This window comes from Lentzea cavernae (assembly GCF_014653695.1).
GTDB lineage: Bacteria > Actinomycetota > Actinomycetes > Mycobacteriales > Pseudonocardiaceae > Lentzea > Lentzea cavernae.
The window spans coordinates 615,307-637,473 of record NZ_BNAR01000001.1 but is presented as its reverse complement, the minus strand read 5'-3'; the positions used below and the strand labels follow the sequence as shown (position 1 = coordinate 637,473).

Sequence of the window (22,167 nt, the reverse complement as noted above, 5' to 3'; positions counted from 1 at the left end):
CGTCAGGACCCGGCGGGCTTGAGCTTGGCGTACACCTGCGAGGCGTCCGGCCGCTTCCACACGGCGGGGAACGCGTAGAGGTCGTCCTTCGTCGGCCAGCCGGTGAACGCCTTGTCGTTGTACTCGGTCGGGACACCGCCGGTCAGCATGGGGATGTACGGCATGGACTTCTCGAGCTCGACCTGGATGGCGTCGTAGTGCTGCTGCCGCGACGGGTCGCCCTTGTCGGTCTTCTTGAGCTCGGCCAGTGCCGCGTCCACGGTCGCGTTGCTGTACCGGGAGAAGTTCGGGTTCGCGGCCTGCCCGACGGGCGCGGTCGTCGCGGTCGAGAAGAAGTAGCTGTAGGTGTAGTACGGGTCCGGCGCCGGGCCCTGCTCCACCGAGTCGATGAGCAGCTCGAACTGGCCGCGGCCGCGCGCGTCCGCCCACTCGTTCCACGACAGCTGCTGGGGCGTGATCTTGATGCCGATCTTGAGCAGCTGCTGGGCCAGCGTCTCCAGCGCGGTGATGTAGTCGGTCCAGCCGGCGACCACCTTCACGGACAGCGCCAGCGGCTTGCCGTCCTTGGCGTAGATGCCGTCCGCGCCCTTGGCGTACCCGGCGGCGGTGAGGATCTTGTCGGACTCGGCGGTGTCGGCGTTCATCGGCGCCATGCGGTCGGCGAGCTTGCCCGAGATCAGCGACGCGTCGCGCGGCTGGAGGGTGTAGCCGGGGGACATCTCGCTCGCGGTGTTCTGGAACGCCAGCGAGTTGATCTGCGTGCGGTTCATGCCGTGGTAGATCGCCTGGCGCACGGCGGGATCCGTCTGCGCGCCCTGGCAGCCGAGCTGCGCGTTGGAGCAGGTGAACAGCGCGACCTGGTTGAGCGGCAGCGTGATCACCTTGTAGCCGGGGTAGTTCTTCTCGACGTCCTTGATGTCCGGGACCGGGCCGGTCTGCCAGTCGATCGACCCGGCCTTGAGCGCGTCGACGCCCGCCTGGTTGCCGGACAGCGACAGGTAGCGGACCTGCTTGAGCGCGGGCTCACCGCCCCAGTACTTCGGGTTCGCCTTGAGGGTGAACGACTGCGCCTTGAACTCGCCGAGCTGGAACGGGCCGGTGCCGACGGGGGTCGCGTTCACCTCGGTCGCGGGTGTGGCGTAGTTCTTCCAGACGTGCTCGGGCACGATCCACAGCTGGCCCAGCACCTGCGGTCCGTCCATGTAGGACGGTTCGGGGAACTTGACGACGACGTGCGTGTCGTCGACCGCGGTGGTCGTGCCCTTGAAGCCCGTCTTGTTGACGGCGGGGGTCTTCGCGACCATGTCGAGCGTGAACTTCACGTCCTCGGCGGTGAACTTCTCGCCGTCGGACCAGGTCACGCCGTCCCGGAGCGTCACGGACAGCTCGGTGCCGTCCGCGTTCCAGCCGAACTCGGTGCCGAGCATCGGCTTCGGCGGCCCGTCCTTCGCGATGTTGTAGAAGAACAGGGGTTCGTAGATCGTGCCCGGCCCCTCGATCTGGGTGGGGGCGTACGGGTTGAAGTTCAGCTGGTAGTCGCCGGCCTGCCCGGTGTAGACGACGAGCGTGTCGCGGGCCCTGGCCGCGCCGCCCGAGCTGGAGCAGGCGGTCGTGGCCGCGACGACCACCGAGAGACCGATCAGTAAGAGCCGCTTGTGCAGGAACATCGTTGATCCTCCCGACGCTGGGTGGTGCGCGGCGAGGATTCTTCAGTTACTAAACAAAGAAAGTCAACGCCTCGGGATGCTTTACTGATCCCGAACTTGTCGACGGGCCAAGTTCGTCGTTCGACGGAGGAGTGCAGTGAGCGGACCGGCGCGGGTGACCCACGCCAGCACCAGGGCGGCCGTGCTGGACCTGGTCAGGGCGGCGGGCATGATCAGCCGCGTCGGCCTGGTCAACGCCACCGGCCTGACCGGGGGAACGATCTCCACGGTGGTGCGCGGCCTGATCGACGAGGGCCTGGTCGCCGAGACCGGGCACGCCGAGTCGACCGGTGGCAAGCGCCGGGTGATGCTGCAGCTCAACCACTTCGCCCGCTACGCCGTCGGCGTGCACCTCGACGACGCGCGCATCACCTACGTGCTGACCAACCTCGGCGGCGCGGTCGTCGCCAGGATCTCGCGCGCCGGCGCCGGTGCCGACGAGCAGGCGGCCGTGGTCGCGAGGGTGGCCCGCGAGGTCGACGCGCTCATCGACAGCGTGGGCGTCGAACGCGATCGAATCCTGGGCCTCGGACTGGTCGCCGCGCGCCCGTCGGAGCACCACGAGTTCGGCCGCGCGCTCGAACGCGCCACGGCGCTGCCCGTCGTGCTCGACCACGACGCGACCGCGGCGGCGATAGGAGAGCACTGGTCCGGCGGCGTCGGCGCCACCTCCACGTTCGCGGCGCTGTTCATGGGCACCGGCATCGGCGCGGGCATCGTGCTCGGCGGCACGACCTACCGCGGCCCGAGCGGCCACACCGGCGAGATCGGCCACACCTGCCTCGACCTCGACGGCCCGCGCTGCTGGTGCGGCGCCCGCGGCTGCCTGGAGATGCTGGCCGGCCCCGCCGCCGTCGTCGAACAGGCACGGGCGGACCGATCCCTCAGCCGGGCCGCGGGCCTGGTGGGCGGCCGCACCCGCGCGGCCACCCCGGTGGCGGCGGACTTCGCGGCGATCAGCAGGGCCGCCCGGCAGGGCAACACCCGCGCGGTCGCGTTGCTGGAACGCTCCGCCCGCTACGTCGCCGCCGCGGCCCGCACCCTCGCGAACGTGCTGGACCTGGAGGTGCTGGTGCTCACCGGCCCGAGCTTCGCGATCGCGGGCTCGGTCTACCTCCCCGTGCTGCGCGCCGAGCTCGACAGCGCGTTCATCGCCCGCGACGCCCACCCGATCTCCGTGCGCCTCTCGCCCTCGGCCGCGTCGGCGCCCGCGATCGGCGCCGCGGCGATCGTCCTGCAGTCGGAACTGGTGCCACGGCGGCAAGGGCTGCGGCTGCCGGAAGACCTGGCGGCGGAGGAACCGCCGGTGTTCCAGCAGCTCGTCCGCTGAGGCTTTGCGCTGTCGCGCAATAGCTACTCCAACTGCGGGGGAGCGCTGTTAACTGCCGCCATGGTTTCGTTCAGCAAGATCGCCGGCCGCGTCGCGGCCGCCGCCGTGGTAGCGCTCTCGGCCGTCGTCGTCCAGGCGCCCTCGGCCAGCGCCGCCGCGCAGGAGTTCATCTACTCCGGGCCGAGCTACGGCTACGCCGGGGCGACGTTCGACTGGGCCGGCCGCAGCTCGGTGAGGAACATCGACCTGCTCGTGTCCGACTGGGGCTGCGACGCCAAGCCGGTGTACGCGTACTTCCTGTTCTACAACGGCTCGCTGGTTCCGGACACGACGCCGACGCGCCGGTACGACTACTCCGGCTGCGACAAGGAGGACCACACCGCGTACAACGACCTGACGTGGTCGATCAGCGGCGACTCGATCACCTACATGGGCGTGGTCGTCTGCCGTGACGCGGCGGACGGCCCGTGCAAGGTGGGCGGGTTGTCCGGGCGCAACCCGTACGCGTAAGGGTTCGTCGCACGAGGAAGGGCGGTGGCCCCCTGCCCGGGGCCGCCGCCCTTCTGCTGTCCGCGGTGGTTCTCGGGTTCGTGAGGCCGGAGACACCGCGAACGGCGCCGCTGCGTGGTGCGAAGGACCGAGACGCCGCGACCGCCACCGCTCGCCGCCCTTCTGCTGTGAAACAGGCGCCCCTCGCGTCCGCCTGACAGGCGCGACGCCCCGCGCCCGAAGCCAGCCCCAGCCGCCCTCCACAAAGGACCTCAGTCGAACACCCCCGCCTCATTCGACTCTCGCGTTCGACGGTATTCGACAACGATCGACAGTCCTGCTTGACGCTCGTGGTGCACCGATGCAGACTCCGGAAAGCGTTTTCCAGCGACGGGGCCGGGGGTCGATGAGCGCGTTAGACGAACTGCGCCAGCTGCGCAAAGGCGGCGCTCAGGTGCGCAAAGGCGACAACCGGGCCGCGTTCTGGTTCCTGGCGCCCTGGTTCGCCGGACTGCTCCTCATCACGGTCGGCCCGGTGCTCGCGTCCTTCGCCCTGGGCTTCACCAAGTACAACCTGATCCAGCCGCCGAAGCTCATCGGGTTCGACAACTTCGCCCGCATCCTGAGCGACTCGCGCCTGCACAACGCGTTGCGCGTGACATTCACCTACGTGCTCGTGTCCGTGCCGCTGCAGCTGGCGTGCGCGCTGGGGGTGGCCATCCTGCTGAACCGGGGGTTGCGCGGGCTCGCGTTCTACCGGTCGGCGTTCTACCTGCCGTCGCTGCTCGGGTCGAGCGTGGCGATCGCGGTGCTGTGGACGCAGGTCTTCGGCACCGACGGGCTGGTGAACCGGGTGCTGGGGTTCTTCGGCGTGGAGGGGCGGGGGTGGATCTCCGACCCGGACACGGCGCTGTCGACGCTGATCGTGCTGAACGTGTGGACGTTCGGCTCGCCGATGATCATCTTTCTGGCCGGGCTGCGGCAGATCCCGGAGGTCTACTACGAGGCCGCCGCGATTGACGGGGCGAGCAGGTGGGCGCGGTTCCGGCGGATCACGTTGCCGTTGCTCTCGCCGATCCTGTTCTTCAACCTGGTGCTGCAGATCATCCACGCGTTCCAGTCGTTCACGCAGGCGTTCGTGGTCTCCGGTGGCACGGGCGGACCGTCCGACTCGACGATGTTCTACACGCTCTACCTGTACCAGCAGGGTTTCAGCCGGTTCGACATGGGTTACGCGTCGGCGCTGGCGTGGTTCCTGCTGCTGATCATCGCGGCGTTCACCGCGATCAACTTCTGGGCGGCCAGGTTCTGGGTGTTCTATGACGACTAGAAGGCTGATCGTCCCGGCCAAACACGTCGGCCTGGTCCTCATCGGGTTCGTGATGCTGTACCCGGTGCTGTGGATGGTCGCGAGCTCGCTGCGGCCGGGCGACGAGATCTTCCGCAGCTCCGGGCTGATCCTCGACGGCCTGCAGACCGAGAACTACACCGAGGGCTGGAACGCGCTGACGCCGTCGTTCGGCACCTACCTGCTGAACTCGGCGGTGCTGGTGCTCGGCTGCATCGTCGGCAACCTCGTCTCGTGCTCCATGGCGGCCTACGCGTTCGCGCGGCTGCAGTTCACGGGCAAGCGCTGGTGGTTCGGGATCATGCTCGGCACGATCATGCTGCCGATCCACGTGATCATCGTGCCGCAGTACGTGCTGTTCTCGAACATCGGCTGGGTCAACACGTTCCTGCCGCTGATCGTGCCGAAGATCCTCGCCACCGACGCGTTCTTCGTGTTCCTGATGGTGCAGTTCATCCGCGGGCTGCCCCGGGAGCTCGACGAGGCGGCGCGCATCGACGGTTGCGGGCACCCGCGCATCTTCCTGCGGATCATCCTGCCGCTCATGACGCCCGCGCTCGCGACCACCACGATCTTCACGTTCATCTGGACGTGGAACGACTTCTTCAGCCAGCTGATCTACCTGACGGACCCGGACATGTACACGGTCCCCGTCGCCCTGCGCTCGTTCGTCGACTCGACGGTCGCCACGTCGTGGGGCTCGCAGTTCGCGATGAGCGTGGTGTCGCTCCTCCCGATCTTCCTCGCCTTCCTGATCGGTCAGCGGTACCTCGTCAAGGGGATCGCCACGACCGGGGGCAAGTAGCCGAAAGGACAGCTCATGAGCAGAGGTGTTCGCCGCGGTGCCGTCTGGGCGGTGCTGCTGTCGCTGACCGCGTCCCTGGTGGCGTGCGGGTCCGGTTCCGACGCGGGTGGCGACCTGACGACGGAGAAGGTCACGCTGCGCTTCACCTGGTGGGGCGCCGACGACCGGCACAAGCGGACCCAGCAGGTCATCGAGATGTTCCAGCGCAAGCACCCGAACATCACCGTCAAGGGCGAGTTCAAGGAGTGGAACGGCTACTGGGACAGCCTCGCCACGACCATGGCGGCCAACGACGCGCCGGACGTCATGCAGATGGACGAGCTCTACATCGCCTCCTACGCCGAGCGCGGCGCGTTGCTCGACCTGAACGAGGCCAAGAAGCACCTCGACACCGCGAACTTCGACCAGAAGGCGCTCGCGACCGGTGCGATCGCCGGCAAGCAGTACGGGCTGCCGGTGGGCCTCGGCATGTACTCGATCATGGTCAACCTCGACCTGCTGGCGAAGTACAACATCCCCGTGCCCGACGACACGAAGTGGTCGTGGGACGACCTGAAGGCGATCGGCGACCAGGTGTCCAAGGCCGGTGGCGGCCAGGTGTTCGGCGTGCAGTCGCCGGGAATCAACGACGCGGCCGGCCTGAGCATCCGGGCGCGGCAGCAGGGCAAGGCGATCTTCGACGCCGACGCCAAGGTCGTGCTGCCGCAGGAGATCGCGCGCGACTACTGGCAGTACATCCTGGACCTGTCGAAGTCGGGTGTCGCGGCCTCGCCGTCGGTCACGATCGAGAAGGCCTCCGCCGGGCTGAACCAGTCCGCCACCGCGACCGGCACCGCCGCGTTCGGCCTGTGGTGGAACACCCAGCTCACCGCGCTCACCGCGGCCAGTGGCGCTAAGCTGAAGCTCCTGCGGCTGCCGGGGGAGACCCAGGGCGCGTCGCCCGGCGCCTACTACAAGCCGTCGATGTTTTGGTCGGTGTCGGCGCGCTCGAAGTACCCGGCCGAGGCCGCGGCGTTCGTGAGCTTCCTCGCCAACGACGAGGAGGCGGCCAAGGTCCTGCTGACCGAACGCGGTGTGCCCGCCAACCAGAAGATCCGCGAGGCGATCGCCGGGCAGCTCAAGGACACCGACAAGGCCGCCAAGGAGTACCTCGACACCGTTCCGGTCAGCGACCCGCCCAGGATCACCCCGAACGGCGCCAGCACGCTCGACACGATCCTCAAGCGGCACACCGAGGACGTGCTGTTCGGCCGGACCACCCCGGACGCGGCCGCCGCGTCGTTCATCAAGGAAGTCCAGTCCGAAGTGGACGCCGCGAAGTGAGGCGCGCGGCCATCGTCGGCACGGGCGCGATCGCGGCGGCGCACGCCGAGGCGCTGCGCACGGCCGCCGACCGCGTCGAACTGGTGGCGGTGGTGGACGTGGACGCCGATCGCGCCTCGGCGTTCGCCAAGGAGTGGGGTGTGCCGCGCGCGCACCCCACTTCCGCCGCCTTGCTGGAGGCGGAGGAACTGGACTTCGTGCACGTGTGCACACCACCGCGCCATCACGTCCCGATCGCACTCGAGTGCCTCGCCGCGAACGTCGACGTGCTGGTGGAGAAGCCGCCCGCGTTGTCGTTGAGCGAGGTCGACGCGCTGATCGCGGCCGAGCGCGGCTCGACCGGCCGCGTCGCGACGGTGTTCCAGCACCGCTTCGGGCCCGCCGCGGTCCGGTTGCGGCGCCTGGCCTCCGAGGGGGTGTTCGGGCGGTCGTTCGTCGCGAAGTGCGACACGCTCTGGTACCGCGGCGACGCCTACTTCGACGTGCCGTGGCGGGGGACCTGGGAGAGCGAGGGCGGCGGGCCGACGATGGGCCACGGCATCCACCAGTTCGACCTGCTGCTGTCGGTCCTGGGGCCGTGGCAGGAGATCCGGGCCGTGGCCGTCCGGCAGGCGCGGGACGTGCAGACCGAGGACGTCTCGATGGCGCTGGTGACCTTCGCCGACGGCACGGTCGCCTCGGTGGTGAACTCTCTGTTGTCCCCACGGGAGACCTCGGAACTGCGGTTCGACTTCGAGCGGGCGACGGTCGAGGTCGAGCACCTCTACGGCTACACGGACGCGCATTGGACGGTCACGCCCGCACCCGGTCACGAGGACGTCGTCCTGCGCTGGCGGGAGGAGCGCTCCGGGATCGTGAGCGGACACCGGTGCCAGGTGGCGGCGTTCCTGGACGCGCTCGACGACGGCTCAGTGCCCCCGGTGTCCCTCGAGGACACGAGGAACACCATGGAGTTCATCGCGGCCCTGTACGCCTCCGCGTTCACCGGAACCGTCGTCAAGGCGGGTCAGATCGGCCCGGACAGCCCGTTCTACGCCTCGATGGAAGGGATCGGTGCCCCGTGGGGGAACGCCCGGTGATCACGCGGCAAGACGACTCGCTCGCCGTGTCCGCGGGTGATGTCGAGCTCTTCCGGTACGTCCACCGGCCGTCCACACCCGCGTTCGAGGGGCCGAAGCCCTACCTGCACCCGGTGCGCTCGCTCGCCGGTGACGTCGTCACGGCCTTCCGCCCGCACGACCACCGCTGGCACAAGGGCGTGCAGATGACGGCGACCGACGTGTCGGGGCAGAACTTCTGGGGCGGCGTGACGTACGTGCGGGACCAGGGGTACGTGGTGCTGCCGAACGTCGGCACCATGCGGCACGAGGAGTTCGAGGTCGACGGGACCCGGATCGGCGAGCGGCTGTCCTGGTTCACCGAGGCGGGCGAGCGCTGGGTGGGCGAGACGCGGTCGCTCACCGTGCGGGACGTCGGGGACGACTCGTGGACGCTGGAGTTCTCGACGGTCCTGACGAACCTGCGCGCGGAGCCGCTGGTCTTCGGCAGCCCGACGACCAACGGGCGTGAGCTCGCGGGGTACACCGGGTTCTTCTGGCGCGGCCCGAGGTCGTTCACCGACGGTACCGTCCTGGCCGCGGACGGGGGCTCGGGGCAGGAGATGATGGGGAAGGCCGCGCGGTGGCTCGCGTTCACCGGTCACCACGACGAAGTGGACCGCTCGTCGACCCTGCTGTTCCTGGACCAACCGGACAACAAGGGCACGCACTGGTTCGTGCGCAGCACCCCGTTCGCCGCGGTCAACCCCTCTTTCGCCTTCCACGACACGGTGGAACTGCCCGCAGGGGAGTCGTTGACCCTGCGCTACCGGCTCGTCGTCGGCAACGGCGAGTGGTCCAGAGACCAACTGGAATCCTATGTGGAGGAACATCCGTGGTAGCGCCGTTCCCCGGCGGGGTCGGCATCTCCGGCCTGCGCGTGTACGACTGGCCGTCGGTGGACGGGGTCTGCGGTGGCTCGCCGCACGTCCACCTGGCCTGCTCGGAGTGCTACTACGTGATCGCCGGGCAGGGCAGCGTCCAGACCCTGACCCGGCGCGGGTTCACCGAGACCCCGCTGCGCGAGGGCACCGTCGCCTGGTTCACACCCGGCACGATCCACCGCCTGGTCAACGACGGCGACCTGCGGATCATCGTCGTGATGCAGAACAGCGGCCTGCCCGAGGCGGGTGACGCCGTCTTCACCTTCCCCGCCGAGGTGCTGGCCGACGACGGCCTCTACCAGTCGCGCGCGCAGGCCTCGGACGAGGAATCCGCTCGGCAGCGCAGAGATCTCGCTCTCGAAGGCTTCCTGGAACTGCGGCGGCACCCCGATGGGCTGGAGGACTTCTACCGCGCCGCGGCACGGTTGAAGCGGGATGCGTTGGACGCCTGGGAGAAGCGGTGGCGGGGAGGAGCGCTGGCGTCGGCCGAACGCACCGGTGAGCACCTGAACCGGTTGCGGGAAGGCGACATCGGGCATCTCGACGAGGCGGACGTCCACGTGAAGCAGGCGGAAGGTCCGCAACGGTTCGGCATGTGCGGCCGGCTCGACGCCTACTGATCGAATTCGAGTCGAAAGAATTCGCTGGGGCGGCATTCGACCCGTTCGACGCTAGCGTTCTTCGTATGAAACGTTTCAATTCAGTGTCTGTGTTGCTCGCGGCGGCTCTGCTCGCGAGCGGTGTCCCGGCCCTGGCGGACGAACCACCGGAACGCGGGCTCGTCAGCACCCGGTCGGTGCACGGCAACGGCAACTTCGTGTCGTGGCGGCTGCTCGGCTCGGACGCGGCGGACGTGGCGTTCAACGTCTACCGCGACGGCGCGCGGGTCAACCGCGCTCCGCTGACGACGGCCACCAGCTTCCTCGACGAGGGCGCCCCGGCGACCGCGTCCTACTCGGTGCGACCGGTGTCCGGAGGCGTGGAACCGGCGGCGGCCACGCGGTCCGTCGGCACCCTCGCGACGAGCAGGGACGTTCCCCTGCAGATCCCCTCCGGCGGCACGACCCCGTCGGGCGAGGCGTACACCTACGTGGCGAACGACGTGTCGGTCGGCGACCTCGACGGTGACGGCGAGCAGGACCTGGTGCTCAAGTGGGATCCCACCAACGCCAAGGACAACTCCCAGTCCGGCTACACGGGCAACGTGTACCTGGACGCGTACAAGCTCAACGGCACCAGGTTGTGGCGGATCGACCTCGGCCGCAACATCCGGGCCGGCGCGCACTACACGCAGTTCCAGGTGTTCGACTACGACGGTGACGGCCGCGCCGAGGTCGCTGTCAAGACCGCCGACGGCACGCGGTCGGGCACCGGGCAGGTGATCGGCACCGCGAACGCCGACCACCGCAACAGCAGCGGGTACGTCCTGGCGGGACCCGAGTACCTGTCGGTGTTCCGCGGCACCGACGGCGCGGTGCTCGACACGGAGAACTACGTGCCCCCGCGCGGAACCGTGTCGTCGTGGGGTGACAACTACGGCAACCGCGTCGACAGGTTCCTGGCGGGGACGGCCTATGTGGACGGTTCCCGTCCGAGCATCGTCATGGCGCGCGGGTACTACACCCGCAGCGTGATCTCGGTGTGGGACTTCCGCAACGGACAGCTCACGCAGCGGTGGACGTTCGACTCCGCCACCCAGTCCAACCGCTCGGCCTGGGAGGGCAAGGGCAACCACCAGCTCTCGGTGGCCGACGTGGACGCCGACGGCCGCGACGAGATCGTCTACGGCTCGATGGCGATCGACGACAACGGCCGCGGCCTGTGGCAGAACGGCACCCGCCACGGCGACGCGCTGCACGTCGGCGACTTCATCCCGTCCCGCGCGGGCCTCGAGGTCTTCAAGCCGTCGGAGTCCACCACCGACCTCACGCACTGGATGGGCGACGCGCGGACCGGTCAGATCATCTGGAGCGCGCCGTCGTGCGGCTGCGACAACGGCAGAGGAGTGGCCGCCGACATCTGGGCCGGCAACCCCGGCGCCGAGGCGTGGTCGTCGTCGGTGGGCGGCCTGCGCAGCGCCACCACGGGCGCCCAGGTGAACGCGCGCAAGCCTGGCTCGACGAACTTCGTGATCTGGTGGGACGGCGACGCCCAGCGCGAGCTGCTGAACGGCACCACGATCGACAAGTACGGCCCCAACGGTGACACGCGGCTGCTCACCGGCTCCGGCGTGGCGTCCAACAACGGCACCAAGTCCACTCCGGCGCTGTCCGCGGACATCTACGGCGACTGGCGCGAGGAGGTCATCTGGCGGACCTCGGACAACCGGGCGTTGCGGATCTACTCGACCACCGAACCGACGGACATCCGGCGGGTGTCGCTGCTGCAGGACCGGCAGTACCGGCTGGCCGTGGCGTTCCAGAACACCGCCTACAACCAGCCGCCGCACGCGAGTTTCGCGACTCCTTAGCGCGGTGACCGCGAACCTTTGCCGCGTTTCCCGGCGGTCAGACGGGTGCATCGTGGTGTCGGCCCCACGTCCTCATACTGGACGTATGGGGGCGTGGGGCCGACACCGCGAGGTGCCCTGCTGAGCGTCGGGAACCGCGGTGAAGATCGTGGTCACCGCGCTAGAGGTACTGGCGGAAGTGGCGCAGTTGCGTCTCGACGTGGCTGGTGGGCGTGGTGTGCTTGCCGAACGGCGACACCGTGATCTCCTTGGGCGCGCGGACCTCGTGGTACGCGGCGTACACGGTGGACGGTGGGCACGTCTCGTCCATCAGCCCGACGCTGAACAGCGTCGGCGCGGTGATGCGCCTGGCCAGCAACGCGCAGTCGACGTACCGCAACGTGTTCAGCGCGGCGGGCACGAGCGCGTCCTGCTGCGCCAGGAAGTCGCTGATCTCCGTGTACGGCGGGGTGCCGCCGATGCGGATCGCGCGGTGCAGGTCGCAGAGGAACGGCACGTCGGAGTGGCAGACCTTCACCTGCTCCGGCCGCAGCGCCGCCGCTGCCAGCGCTAGGGCGCCACCCTGGCTGCCCCCGGTCACGCCGATGCGGCCGGGGTCGACGCCGGGCAGGCCGGCGGCGACGTCCACCGCTCGTGCGGCGTCCAGGAACAGCCGGGTGTAGTAGTAACCCTCCGGGCTGGAGATGCCCCTGGTCATCACGCCGGGGTGCTCGGGACCCGTTCCGGCGCCCGCGTCGGCGGTGGCGCCGACGGACCACCGGCCGCCCTGGGCCCTGCTGTCCATCACGAAGTTCGCGTAACCCAGGCTCGGCAGCAGGGTGTGCTGGGCCGGCAGGCCGCGGCCGCCGCCGTAGCCGATGTACGTCACGACCACGGGCAGCGGCTCGTCGCCCGCCGGCCGCAGGTACCAGCCGCGCACGCGGTGGCCGTGGGCGCCGGAGAACTCCACGTCGTAGACCGACAGCGGCCGGTAGAGGTCCGGCTCGTGCGGCGTCAGCACCGCGGGGGTCGCGGCGGCGGTGGTCTCGGCGAGGCGGGCCGCCCACCACTCGTCGAGGTCGTCCGGTTCCGGCGTCGTGACGCGGTGCAGGAGCAGGTCTTCCTCGGACATGTCGACGACGGGCACGCGGTCTCCTCACTCGGGCGGTCCGTGCGATCTTCACACGACTCAGCGGCGTGACGGCAGGGGCACGCGCGACCAGTCGGTGTCCGAGGCGAGGTAGAAGCCCGGGTAGGACGGCTGGTTGTAGGTGGTCTGCTGGCGGGCGACCTCGACGCGGTACTGGCGGTCGTGCATGAGCGTGTACATCTTGTGCCTGGTCGGCTCGGTGCTGAGGTAGAAGCGCAGCGCGGAGCTGTCCTGCGTGCGCACCACCAGTTCCTCGCGCCAGTCGCCGAGGACGTCGGCCACCAGGGACGGATTTCCCTTGGTGCCGTTGTTGGTGCGCGTGCCGGTGGCCGTGAGCAGCGTGCCCCGCCGCCAGTCGTCGACGGTCGGCGTCACGTCCTGGGCGCCGTTGACGATCTGCGTGGTCAGGTCGCCCGCCCAGCGGATGCTCGCGTTCGTGCCGGGGGAACGGGTCTCGAGCTGGCGGCCGTCCGCGCTCCAGATGCCCGCGGAATCCGATCCGCTCGGCATGGACGCCCACGTCTCGAGGCCGCGCACGTCCGGCCGGACGTCGCCGATCATGCCGCGGCCGGTGTCCAGGCCGGAGTAGGCGCCGTAGAGAACCTCGCCGGTCCGCGCGTCCCGCAGCGTGTAGCCGAACGGGGCCGAGCGCGCTCCCTCGTGCACCATGTGGATCTCGAGGCCGGGACGGTCCGGGTCGACGTCCGTGACGTGCAGGGCGTCGCCGTGGCCGATCCTGGCCGTGGCGCCGGGATCAGCGCTGCCCGGTGGCAGCACACCGGTGGAGCTGTACTTCAGCGATCCGTCGTCGTCGAGTGTGGCGCCGCCGTAGACGATCTCCTGCCGGCCGTCGCCGTCGACGTCGGCCACGCTCAACGAGTGCGCGCCCTGCGTGGTGAGCTTCGCGTGGGTCGGGCTGGTGCCGTCACGGCCGTGCGGGGTGTCGCGGAACGGGTTGGTCATCGGCACCCAGCCGCTGTCGGCGAGCCACCTCTTCGTGAGCCTGCGGCCGTTCCAGTCGTACGCGGCGACCGTCGAGCGGGTGTAGTAGCCGCGGGCGAAGATCGCGCTGGGGTGTTGTCCGTCCAGGTAGGCCACTCCGGAGAGGAACCGGTCCACCCGGTTGCCCGGCTCGATGCGGCTCATGGCGTAGTCGCCCCACATCAGCCCGTCGTCGGTGCGCCCCGGTTCGTAGCGCACGGTCTGCAGCTCGCGTCCCGTCGCGCCGTCGAACACCGTCAGGTACTCGGGACCGTCGACGATGAACCCGGCGAACTGGCGCAGCCGGTTGTTGGCGCTGCGGGAGGGCGCGTAGACGTCGACGAAGTGGTTCACCAGCGCGCTCGCGTCCACTTCGGACAGCGGGTAGGCGTACCGCGGCTCCAGGCCGAGTGCCTGCTCCAGCGTCGCGGGCCACCTCCCCGCGACGACCTCGGGATGGGCGTGCCAGCCGCGGAACACGCTGATCAGGTGCTCGCGATAGCCCTCGGCGCTGAGCCGGTAGTCGTCGGTGTGCGCGTAGCCCGCACGAACGTCCTCGCGCGGCATGGTGACGTACCGGGCGCGCCCGTCACGGGTGCCCGGCGCGGTCTTCGTCATCAGCTCGGCCCGGCCGTCACCGTCGAAGTCGTGGACCAGGAACTGGGTGTAGTGCGCGCCCGCCCTGATGTTCACGCCGAGGTCGATCCGGTGCAGCAGCGTGCCGTCGAAGCGGTACGTGTCGAGGTACACCGGTCCGGTGTAGCCGACCTGCGACACGTCCTTGGAGTTGCTGGGATCCCACTTCACGACGTACTCGTACCGGCCGTCACCGTCCACGTCGCCGACGCTGACGTCGTTGGCGGAGTAGGTGTAGCTCTCGCCGGCAGGTGTCACGCCGTCCGCGGGCTTGCTGAGCGGGAGGTCGTGGTGGTTCGCCGCCCAGGCCGTCGCCACCCCGCTCCGGCCCAGCGGCACACCGCGCACGACCGGCGCCACCTGGTACCGCGCGCCGGGTGTCGGGGCCGGATCGGCGTACGTGGTGCTGTCGGTGACGGTCGCGATGCGCTTCCCGTCGCGGTAGACCGCGAAGTCGGGGCCCTTGAGGCCGGTCGGGGTCGCGCCGGTGGCCTCGTGGCCGAGCAACCGCCAGCTCAGGTACGCGCCGTCGCTCGTCGTGACCGCGACGAGTCCCCGGTGGAGGCGTTCGGCCCGCGGCCGCGCGGAGGCAGGCGGCTGCCCGGCGAGGAGGACGATGACGACCAACGGGAGCAGAACGCTTCGTCGCAGATCCACGCGGCTACGATGACCCGACGGTGCCGTGTCGCGCAAGAGTTATTGCCGCGCAGTGTGGAAAGCGTTTTCCCATCGAACGTTCGACGTTGAGGTGTCGAACGGGTCGAACGGTCCGTCGACGCCCGCGCGAACGTGTGAGGCTTGTCCGGCAGGACATTCCGACGTCAGCCGGTTGTCCGCACCGGACAGCCGAGAGCGGTGGGCCAGTCGGCGGTGTCGTCGGGTCATCGGCTGGTTAGGGTCCGATTCTGGGAGCGCTCCCAGAATGTCCAGCCGAACCTTTCCCAGGAGGTCGTCGTGACCTTGCGATTTCTTCGAGCGGTGGTGACCGGCCTGCTGCTGGCGGCCTGCGTGGTCATCGCTCCCACCGCGGCGAACGCCGCACCCACGCGGATAATGACGCTCGGCGACTCCATCACCGGCTCGCCGGGGTGCTGGCGGGCGTTGCTGGCGAAGCACCTGCAGGACACCGGGCACAGCGTCGACTTCGTCGGTTCCCTGTCCGCGCCCGGCTGCGGTTTCGCCTACGACGGCGAGAACGAGGGCCATGGCGGCATCCTGGCCACGAACATCGTGCGGGACAACCAGCTGCCCGGCTGGCTGTCGTCGGCACGGCCCGACGTCGTCCTGATGCACCTCGGCACCAACGACGTGTGGAACAACATCCCCGCGAGCACGATCCTGAACGCCTACACCACGATGCTCGGCCAGATGCGGGCGAGCAACCCGGCGATCAAGCTGGTCGTGGCGCAGATCATCCCGATGACCCCCGCCAACTGCTCTGCCTGCGCGCAACGGGTCGTCGACCTCAACGCCGCGATCCCCGGCTGGGCGCGGGCCAACAGCACCACGGCGTCACCGATCACCGTGGTGGACCAGTGGACCGGGTTCGACACCGCGGCCGACACGACCGACGGCGTGCACCCGACCGGCACCACCGGCATCCAGAAGATCGAGAGCCGCTGGTACCCGGCCGTCGTCACGGCCCTGGGCTCGCAACCGGCCGCGGTGGGCCTGCGCGTCGACGGCACTCGGGTCGTCGAGGCCAACGGCACGCCGTTCGTGATGCGCGGGGTGAACCACGCGCACGTCTGGTACCAGTCGCAGACGCGAGCGTTCGCGGACATCAAGTCCTTCGGCGCCAACACCGTGCGCGTCGTGCTCGGCAGCGGTCAGCGCTGGGGACCGACTCCGGCGTCCGAGGTGTCGAGCGTCATCTCGCTGTGCAAGCAGTCCAAGCTGATCTGCGTGCTGGAGGTGCACGACACCACGGGGTACGGCGAGCAGAGCGGGGCCGCGACCCTCGACCAGGCGGCTTCCTACTGGATCAGCGTGGCGAGTGCGTTGAAGGGCCAGGAGAACTACGTCGTCATCAACCTGGGCAACGAGCCGTTCGGCAACAACGCCCAGGTGAGCGCCACGTGGGCGAGCGCCACGAGCAGCGCGATCAGCCGCCTGCGCGGCGCGGGGCTGCAGCACCTGCTGATGGCCGACGCCCCGATGTGGGGCCAGGACTGGGGCAACATCATGCGCGACAACGCGGCCTCGGTGCTCAGCGCCGATCCGCAGCGCAACACGGTGTTCTCCATCCACATGTACGGCGTCTACAACACCGCGGACAAGGTCAACGCGTACTTCGACGCGTTCCGCACCGCGGGCCTGCCGCTGGTGGTGGGGGAGTTCGGGCACAACCACAGCGACGGCGACCCGGACGAGGACACGATCATGGCCCAGGCGCAGTCGCGCGGCCTCGGGTACCTCGGCTGGTCGTGGAGCGGCAACAGCAGCGACGTTGGCTACCTCGACATGGTGAATTCGTTCAACCCGGCGAGCCTGACGTCGTGGGGTGAGCGCTTCCTCAACGGTGCCAACGGTGTCCGGCAGACTTCGAAGGAGGCCACCATCTACGGCGGCGGTGGTCCGGTGGACACCCAGGCGCCCTCCACGCCGGGCACCCCGACGGCCTCGGGCGTGACGTCGACCGGCCTGGCGCTGAGCTGGACGGCCTCGACGGACAACGTCGGTGTCACCGGGTACGACGTGCTGCGCGCCGTGGGCAGCGGCTCGTTCACGACCGTCGGCTCGGCGGCGTCGAACTCGTTCTCCGACAGCGGCCTGACCCCGTCGACCACCTACCGCTACCAGGTGCGGGCGAAGGACGCCGCCGGCAACGTGTCGGCGAGTTCCGGCATCGTGTCGGCGACGACCGGCGCGGGTGGCGGCACCGGCGCCTGCAAGGTCGGGTACTCCGGCCAGAACTGGGGCGGTGGCAACGGCTTCACGGCGAGCGTCACCATCACCAACACGGGCACCAGCGCGCTCAACGGCTGGACGCTGGCCTTCAGCTACGCGAACGGCCAGAAGGTGACCCTGCCGGGGTGGGGCGCGACGTTCGCCCAGTCCGGGGCGGCCGTCACCGCGATCAACCTGAGCTGGAACGGCACCCTGGCGCCGAACGCGTCGACGAACATCGGGTTCAACGGCACGTTCAGCGGGTCCAACCCGGCGCCGTCGTCGTTCACGCTGAACGGGAGCACCTGCACCATCGGTTGACATTTAAACGATTCAACAGGCTGTCCGATTGCGGACAGCCTGTTGTCGTCTGCCTTGACACGCCTCCGCGCACCGCACCACGCTGGGCCCCGCCGCCGCGATTGAAACGTTTCATCCAGCGACGAAGGTGGAGACGACGTGCGCAGACGTGAGTTCCTCAGGACATCGGCCGTCGGGCTGTCCGCGACGGCGCTCCCGATCGGGGTGGCGCACGCCGGACCGCAGGAGAAGGCCGGCGGCATGCGCGTCGCGCGCACGACCGTCGAGTACGCGGAGACCCTGCTGGGCACGGACGTCACCGCACCCCGGCTCGGCTGGGTGCTGGAGGCGGGCGGTACCGGCGCCCGGCAGACCGCCTACCAGGTCGAGGTCGGCACCGCGCCCGGCCGCGCGGACGTGTGGCAGTCCGGCAAGGTCGGCTCGGACCGCACCACGGGGATCGCGTTCGGCGGCGAGGAGCTCGAGCCCCGCACCCGCTACCACTGGCGCGTCCGGGTGTGGGACGGGGCGAACCGGCCGTCGGCGTGGAGCACGACAGGCTGGTGGGAGACGGCGCTGCTCGGCACGCCGTGGCAGGCGCGGTGGATCGGCGCCGCGGACACGGCGATCGACTTCACCGGTGCCCGGTGGATCTGGTCCGCCACGACACCGGTCGAGAGCCGGTGGTTCCGCGCCTCGCTCGACCTGCCCGCGGACGCCGTGCGCGCCAGGCTCGTCGCGACCGCGGACGACGATTTCACGTTGTACGTCAACGGGTCCGAGGTCGTGCACGTCTCCGAACAGGTCGACATCTGGAAGGTCGGGCAACGCGCCGACGTGACCCGCCTGGCGGGCAGGCGGATCGTGGTGGCCGCCCGCGCCACCAACAGGTCGGCCGGCCCCGCCGGACTCCTGCTGAGGCTGCTAGTGGACCTGCCAGATGGTCAGCGCGAGCTCGTCACCGGTCCCGGCTGGAAGGTCTCCGAGACCGAGCAGCCCGGCTGGCAGACGCCGGACTTCGACGACTCGGCGTGGGCTCCGGCGACCGTGCTCGACCCGTACGGCCAGGGCCCGTGGGGCGCGAACGTCACGGTGAAGGAGCAGCCCGCGCCGTTGCTGCGCAGGGAGTTCGCGCTCACCAAACCGGTGAAGCGCGCCCGGCTGTACGTCAGCGGCCTCGCCTACCACGAGACCGAGATCAACGGCCGCCGCGTCGGCGACCGCGTGCTCGACCCCGGTTTCACCGACTACGACAACACCGTCCTCTACGCGACGCACGACGTCACGAGCCTGGTCCGCGGCGGCCGCAACGCGATCGGCGTGACGCTGGGCCGCGGCTTCTACGGGATGAAGACGCCGAACGTGTGGCGGTGGGAGCGCCCGCCGTGGCACGACGAGCCCAAACTGCTGGCACAGCTGGAGATCGACCACCCCGACGGCACGCGGACCACCATCGCGTCCGACGAGCAGTGGCGCCTCACCGACGGCCCGACGATCTCGAACTCGCAGTACACCGGCGAGACCTACGACGCCCGCCTCGCGCCGCGCGACTGGACGAGGCCGGGCTTCGACGACAGCTCGTGGCACCGCACCACGGCCAGGCCCGCCCCGAAGGGCGCGCTGAAAGCCCAGGAGCACGAACCGATCCGCGTGATCGAGTCGGTCACGCCGGCTGTGAGCGTTCTCCGGCCGGGCGTGTTCGTCGCCGACATGGGCCGCACGATGTCGGGCTGGACGCAGCTCGCGGTGAACGCGCCCGCGGGCACGGTGGTGCGGCTCAAGCACGGCGAGACGCTGAACTCCGATGGCAGCGTTCGCATGGAGAACGGCCACGTCAGCGGCGGCCGAATCCAGCTCGACGAGTACGTCTGCGCCGGCGGGGAGGAGACGTGGGAGCCGAAGTTCTCCTACAAGGGCTTCCGCTACGTCGAGGTGACCGGCCTGAGCGCCGCCCCGAAGCTCGTCGGCCGCCTGGTGCACTCGGACGTGCCGAAGGTCAGCACGTTCCGCTGCTCCGAGCCGTTGTTCGAGCAGTACGACGCCGCGATGCGCCGCACGGTCGCGAACAACCTGCACGGCATCCCCACCGACACCCCGACCTACGAGAAGAACGGCTGGACGGGCGACGCGCAGGTCGGCGCGCCGTCGATGCTCGCCGAGTTCGGCATGGCGAAGTTCTTCACCAAGTGGCTCGGCGACCTCGCGGACAGCCAGGACACCGCGGGCCAGCTCCCGGTGATCGTGCCGAGCGGCGGCTGGGGCTACCGCGAGCTGGCACCGGCTCCCGAGTGGACGACCGTGTACCCGTTCGTGCTGCGGGAGATGTACCGCACCTACGGTGACGACCGCCTGCCCGCACAACACTGGCCGGTGCTCACCCGGTACCTGGACTGGGAGATCGGCAGGCTGCGCGACGGCCTCGCCGTCACCGCGCTCGGCGACTTCCTGCCGCCGGACTCCGGCGGCATCCCGCCCGAGGACACCCGGCTCACCGCGACCGCGTACCTCTACCGCGCGCTGCTGCACACCGCCGAACTCGGCGACGTGATCGGCAAGCCGGTACCGCGCTACCGCCAGGTCGCGGCCGAGCTGTTGGCAACGTTCAACAAGACGTTCCTCGACGGCTACTACCGCACCGCGCGCGACACCGGCTACCGGCAGACGTCCAACGCGATCCCGCTGGCGTTCGGCATGGTGCCGGCCGGGTCGGTCCAGACCGTGGCCGACAAGCTGGCCGCCGAGGTCAGGGCCAACGGCAACCACGTCGACGTCGGCTGCCTCGGCGCCAGCGTGCTGCTGCAGGCGTTGAGCGACAACGGCCACGCCGACGCCGCCCACGCCATGGCGACCGAGCGGTCGTACCCGAGCTGGGGCCACTGGTTCTCGAACGGCGCCGACACCATGTGGGAGATGTGGGACACCGGCACCCGTTCGCGCAACCACTACTTCAAGGGAACCCTCGTGCAGTGGCTGTACGAGCACGTCACCGGGTTGCGACCGGGCGACGCGGGCTACCGGACGTTCACGGTCCGGCCGGTCACCGGTGCCCTGTCGTGGGCCAGTTTCGAGTTCGAGAGCGTGCGCGGGCGGATCAGCGTGGCGTGGGCCAAGGTCGACGGCGTGGTGAAGCTGACCGTCGAGGTGCCGGTGGGCGCCACCGCCGAGGTGCACGTGCCGGGCGCCGGTGTGGTGAAGGTGCCGCACGGGCGGTGGAAGTTCAACGGCAGCGCGACCGCGATCGCGGCCTCCTGACGTCAGCGAAGCCGTTGAGCCAGCCAGAGCGCGACCTCGGCGAGCAGCTCGGAGTCCACCGGCTGACGCAACAACCGGCTGTAGGACGTCAGCGCGGGCGCCTTGGCGTCGCGCCGCAGGACGTGGGTCAGGTCGGGCACGAGCCGGATCTCGGCGCCGGGCACGAGTGACGCGACGACATCCAGGTCACCGGGGTCGACCTGGAGGTCCTTGTCGCCGGTGATCGCGAGGACCGGCGCGGTGATGCCGGACAGGTCGGCGCGGGGGTCGTACGCCAGCTGCTCACGCCACCACCGGGCGTTGACCCGCGCCCCGCCGACCCTGGCCACGTCGGTGGTGGTGGCCTCCAGCGCGGCGAGCTGCCTCAGGCCGATCCGGCCGAGGAGGGGCAGCAACGGGCGGATCGGCCGCGGCAGCGTGCCCGCGACCCGTCCTGCCTGCCACAGAAGGGCTTCTTTGCCGGTACGCGCGTACCCGGCGAGCAGCACCACGGCCGCGGGACGTTCGTGGGCACCGAGCCCCATGGCGTGGACGGCACCTTCGCTGTGCCCGAGCACGCCGACCGCGTCCGGCCGGATCTCCGGCCGCGCCCGGAGCGTGCGCAGTGCCAGGGCCGCGTCGGCGCGGTTGTCCAGGAACCCCGCGGCACGCCAGTCGCCGGGGGAGGCGCCCACCCCGCGCCGGTCGTACCGCAACGACGCGATGCCCTGCCGCGCAAGGGCTTGCGCCAGTGGAACGCCCAGGTCCATCCGCACCCGCCCGGCGTTGGAGTCGCGGTCGACCTTGCCCGAGCCGGGTAAGCACAGCGCCGCCGGGTGCGGACCCGGCCCTGGCGGAAGGGTGAGGGTGCCGTGCAGGGTGTGGCCGCCGGAGTCCAGGGTGATCTCGACGTCGTGGCCCGCGTGGGTGGTGCCGTTCATGGCCGGTCCTTCCGTTATCAGTTTTGAGAACAGTATCACTGATGAGATCGTGGGGACATGGCGACCTCGGACCTCCTGCTGCACCCCGTCCGGATGCGCGTCGTCCAGGCGATGCTGGACGGGCGCCCCAGCACGACCACGCAACTGCGCCAGCGCCTGCCCGAGATCGCCCCGGCCACGATGTACCGGCACGTCGCCGTGCTCGCCGACGCGGGAGTCCTCGAGGTGCTGGAGGAGAAGCGGGTGCGGGGCATCATGGAACGCACCTACCGGCTGCGCCGCGACCGCGTCGAGCTGGGCGAGGCCGACCGCGCCGCCATGACACCGGACGACCACCGCAACGCCTTCACCGCGTTCACCGGTGGCCTGCTGGCGGACTTCGGTCAGTACCTGGAACGGGAACCGGCCGATCCCGCAGCGGATGGTGTGACGTACCAGCAGGCCGCGCTGTGGCTGACGGATCAGGAGCACGAGGAGCTGCTGGCCGAACTGCGTGCGGCGGTCACCGCCCGGGCCGGTGGTGAGCCGGGGGACGGGCGCACGCGCCGGGTGGTGAGCCTGGTGGCCATGCCGGCGGGGGAGCGGTGACGCTGTCCCCCGTGAGAGCT

The 22,167-nt window shown here is 70.1% G+C and carries 16 protein-coding genes; 12 read left to right on the top strand and 4 right to left on the bottom strand.

The genetic code is table 11. The annotated features are described in order from the left end of the window. Positions 1–2: 2 nt before the first annotated feature. Positions 3–1,667: an ABC transporter substrate-binding protein gene (locus IE307_RS02825; RefSeq protein ID WP_191295831.1), complete on the bottom strand. Its 1,665-nt coding sequence runs from the start codon at positions 1,665–1,667 to the stop codon at positions 3–5. A gap of 136 nt (positions 1,668–1,803) precedes the next feature. Here IE307_RS02825 and IE307_RS02820 point away from each other — a divergent pair, with 136 nt between their 5' ends. The 9 genes from IE307_RS02820 to IE307_RS02780 all read left to right on the top strand — a co-directional run bounded on the left by IE307_RS02820 (position 1,804) and on the right by IE307_RS02780 (position 11,452). After that, entirely contained in the window at positions 1,804–3,036 is a 1,233-nt protein-coding gene (locus tag IE307_RS02820; protein ID WP_191295830.1) for an ROK family protein, read from the top strand. A 60-nt stretch (positions 3,037–3,096) separates the two neighbouring features. Next, on the top strand, positions 3,097–3,546 hold the full coding sequence (locus IE307_RS02815) for a hypothetical protein (protein ID WP_191295829.1): 450 nt from the start codon (positions 3,097–3,099) through the stop codon (positions 3,544–3,546). Positions 3,547–3,931: 385 nt separating this feature from the next. Continuing rightward, positions 3,932–4,855 carry a carbohydrate ABC transporter permease gene (locus tag IE307_RS02810; RefSeq protein WP_191295828.1) on the top strand — a complete coding sequence of 308 codons (924 nt, stop codon included), beginning with the start codon at positions 3,932–3,934 and terminating at the stop codon, positions 4,853–4,855. Continuing rightward, a complete protein-coding gene (locus tag IE307_RS02805) occupies positions 4,845–5,678 on the top strand; it encodes a carbohydrate ABC transporter permease (protein WP_191295827.1) in 834 nt (277 codons plus the stop codon). The genes IE307_RS02810 and IE307_RS02805 overlap by 11 nt, the downstream gene beginning before the upstream one ends. 15 nt (positions 5,679–5,693) lie before the next feature. Next, complete coding sequence (locus IE307_RS02800; protein WP_191295826.1) at positions 5,694–7,001, top strand: ABC transporter substrate-binding protein; 1,308 nt, start codon at positions 5,694–5,696, stop codon at positions 6,999–7,001. Continuing rightward, a complete protein-coding gene (locus IE307_RS02795) occupies positions 6,998–8,080 on the top strand; it encodes a Gfo/Idh/MocA family protein (RefSeq protein ID WP_191295825.1) in 1,083 nt (360 codons plus the stop codon). The genes IE307_RS02800 and IE307_RS02795 overlap by 4 nt, the downstream gene beginning before the upstream one ends. Beyond that, positions 8,077–8,940 carry a DUF6807 domain-containing protein gene (locus tag IE307_RS02790; RefSeq protein WP_229904330.1) on the top strand — a complete coding sequence of 288 codons (864 nt, stop codon included), beginning with the start codon at positions 8,077–8,079 and terminating at the stop codon, positions 8,938–8,940. The genes IE307_RS02795 and IE307_RS02790 overlap by 4 nt, the downstream gene beginning before the upstream one ends. Next, positions 8,934–9,602 carry a cupin domain-containing protein gene (locus tag IE307_RS02785; protein ID WP_229904329.1) on the top strand — a complete coding sequence of 223 codons (669 nt, stop codon included), beginning with the start codon at positions 8,934–8,936 and terminating at the stop codon, positions 9,600–9,602. Before IE307_RS02790 ends, IE307_RS02785 begins: the two co-directional genes overlap by 7 nt. Before the next feature lie 83 nt (positions 9,603–9,685). Continuing rightward, positions 9,686–11,452 carry a rhamnogalacturonan lyase gene (locus IE307_RS02780; protein WP_229904328.1) on the top strand — a complete coding sequence of 589 codons (1,767 nt, stop codon included), beginning with the start codon at positions 9,686–9,688 and terminating at the stop codon, positions 11,450–11,452. A 160-nt stretch (positions 11,453–11,612) separates the two neighbouring features. Here IE307_RS02780 and IE307_RS02775 read toward each other — a convergent pair whose 3' ends face one another. Together IE307_RS02775 and IE307_RS02770 are read right to left on the bottom strand one after the other, a co-directional pair. Beyond that, on the bottom strand, positions 11,613–12,578 hold the full coding sequence (locus IE307_RS02775) for an acetylxylan esterase (RefSeq protein WP_191295822.1): 966 nt from the start codon (positions 12,576–12,578) through the stop codon (positions 11,613–11,615). A 42-nt stretch (positions 12,579–12,620) separates the two neighbouring features. After that, positions 12,621–14,855 carry a rhamnogalacturonan lyase gene (locus tag IE307_RS02770; RefSeq protein ID WP_229904327.1) on the bottom strand — a complete coding sequence of 745 codons (2,235 nt, stop codon included), beginning with the start codon at positions 14,853–14,855 and terminating at the stop codon, positions 12,621–12,623. Positions 14,856–15,152: 297 nt separating this feature from the next. On the opposite strand from IE307_RS02770, the gene IE307_RS02765 reads away from it, so the two are divergent. Further along, on the top strand, positions 15,153–17,408 hold the full coding sequence (locus IE307_RS02765; protein WP_191295820.1) for a cellulase family glycosylhydrolase: 2,256 nt from the start codon (positions 15,153–15,155) through the stop codon (positions 17,406–17,408). 138 nt (positions 17,409–17,546) lie between these two features. After that, the gene (locus tag IE307_RS02760) at positions 17,547–20,639 is read left to right on the top strand and encodes a family 78 glycoside hydrolase catalytic domain (protein ID WP_229904326.1); all 3,093 of its coding nucleotides are present in this window, start codon (positions 17,547–17,549) and stop codon (positions 20,637–20,639) included. 2 nt (positions 20,640–20,641) lie between these two features. Here the strand turns inward: IE307_RS02760 and IE307_RS02755 are convergent, their stop codons facing one another. After that, positions 20,642–21,559, bottom strand: a complete 918-nt coding sequence (locus tag IE307_RS02755) for an alpha/beta hydrolase (protein ID WP_191295819.1) — start codon at positions 21,557–21,559, stop codon at positions 20,642–20,644. A 57-nt stretch (positions 21,560–21,616) separates the two neighbouring features. Here IE307_RS02755 and IE307_RS02750 point away from each other — a divergent pair, with 57 nt between their 5' ends. After that, positions 21,617–22,147 carry a helix-turn-helix domain-containing protein gene (locus IE307_RS02750; RefSeq protein WP_191295818.1) on the top strand — a complete coding sequence of 177 codons (531 nt, stop codon included), beginning with the start codon at positions 21,617–21,619 and terminating at the stop codon, positions 22,145–22,147. The last annotated feature ends 20 nt before the right edge of the window (positions 22,148–22,167 follow it).

What these genes read in the sequence shown, in the direction of transcription:
- IE307_RS02825 (WP_191295831.1), bottom strand. Translation starts at nt 1,667, where the DNA reads ATGTTCCTGCACAAGCGGCTCTTACTGATCGGTCTCTCGGTGGTCGTC.
- IE307_RS02815 (WP_191295829.1), top strand. Translation starts at nt 3,097, where the DNA reads ATGGTTTCGTTCAGCAAGATCGCCGGCCGCGTCGCGGCCGCCGCCGTG.
- IE307_RS02810 (WP_191295828.1), top strand. Translation starts at nt 3,932, where the DNA reads ATGAGCGCGTTAGACGAACTGCGCCAGCTGCGCAAAGGCGGCGCTCAG.
- IE307_RS02805 (WP_191295827.1), top strand. Translation starts at nt 4,845, where the DNA reads ATGACGACTAGAAGGCTGATCGTCCCGGCCAAACACGTCGGCCTGGTC.
- IE307_RS02800 (WP_191295826.1), top strand. Translation starts at nt 5,694, where the DNA reads ATGAGCAGAGGTGTTCGCCGCGGTGCCGTCTGGGCGGTGCTGCTGTCG.
- IE307_RS02755 (WP_191295819.1), bottom strand. Translation starts at nt 21,559, where the DNA reads ATGAACGGCACCACCCACGCGGGCCACGACGTCGAGATCACCCTGGAC.
- IE307_RS02750 (WP_191295818.1), top strand. Translation starts at nt 21,617, where the DNA reads ATGGCGACCTCGGACCTCCTGCTGCACCCCGTCCGGATGCGCGTCGTC.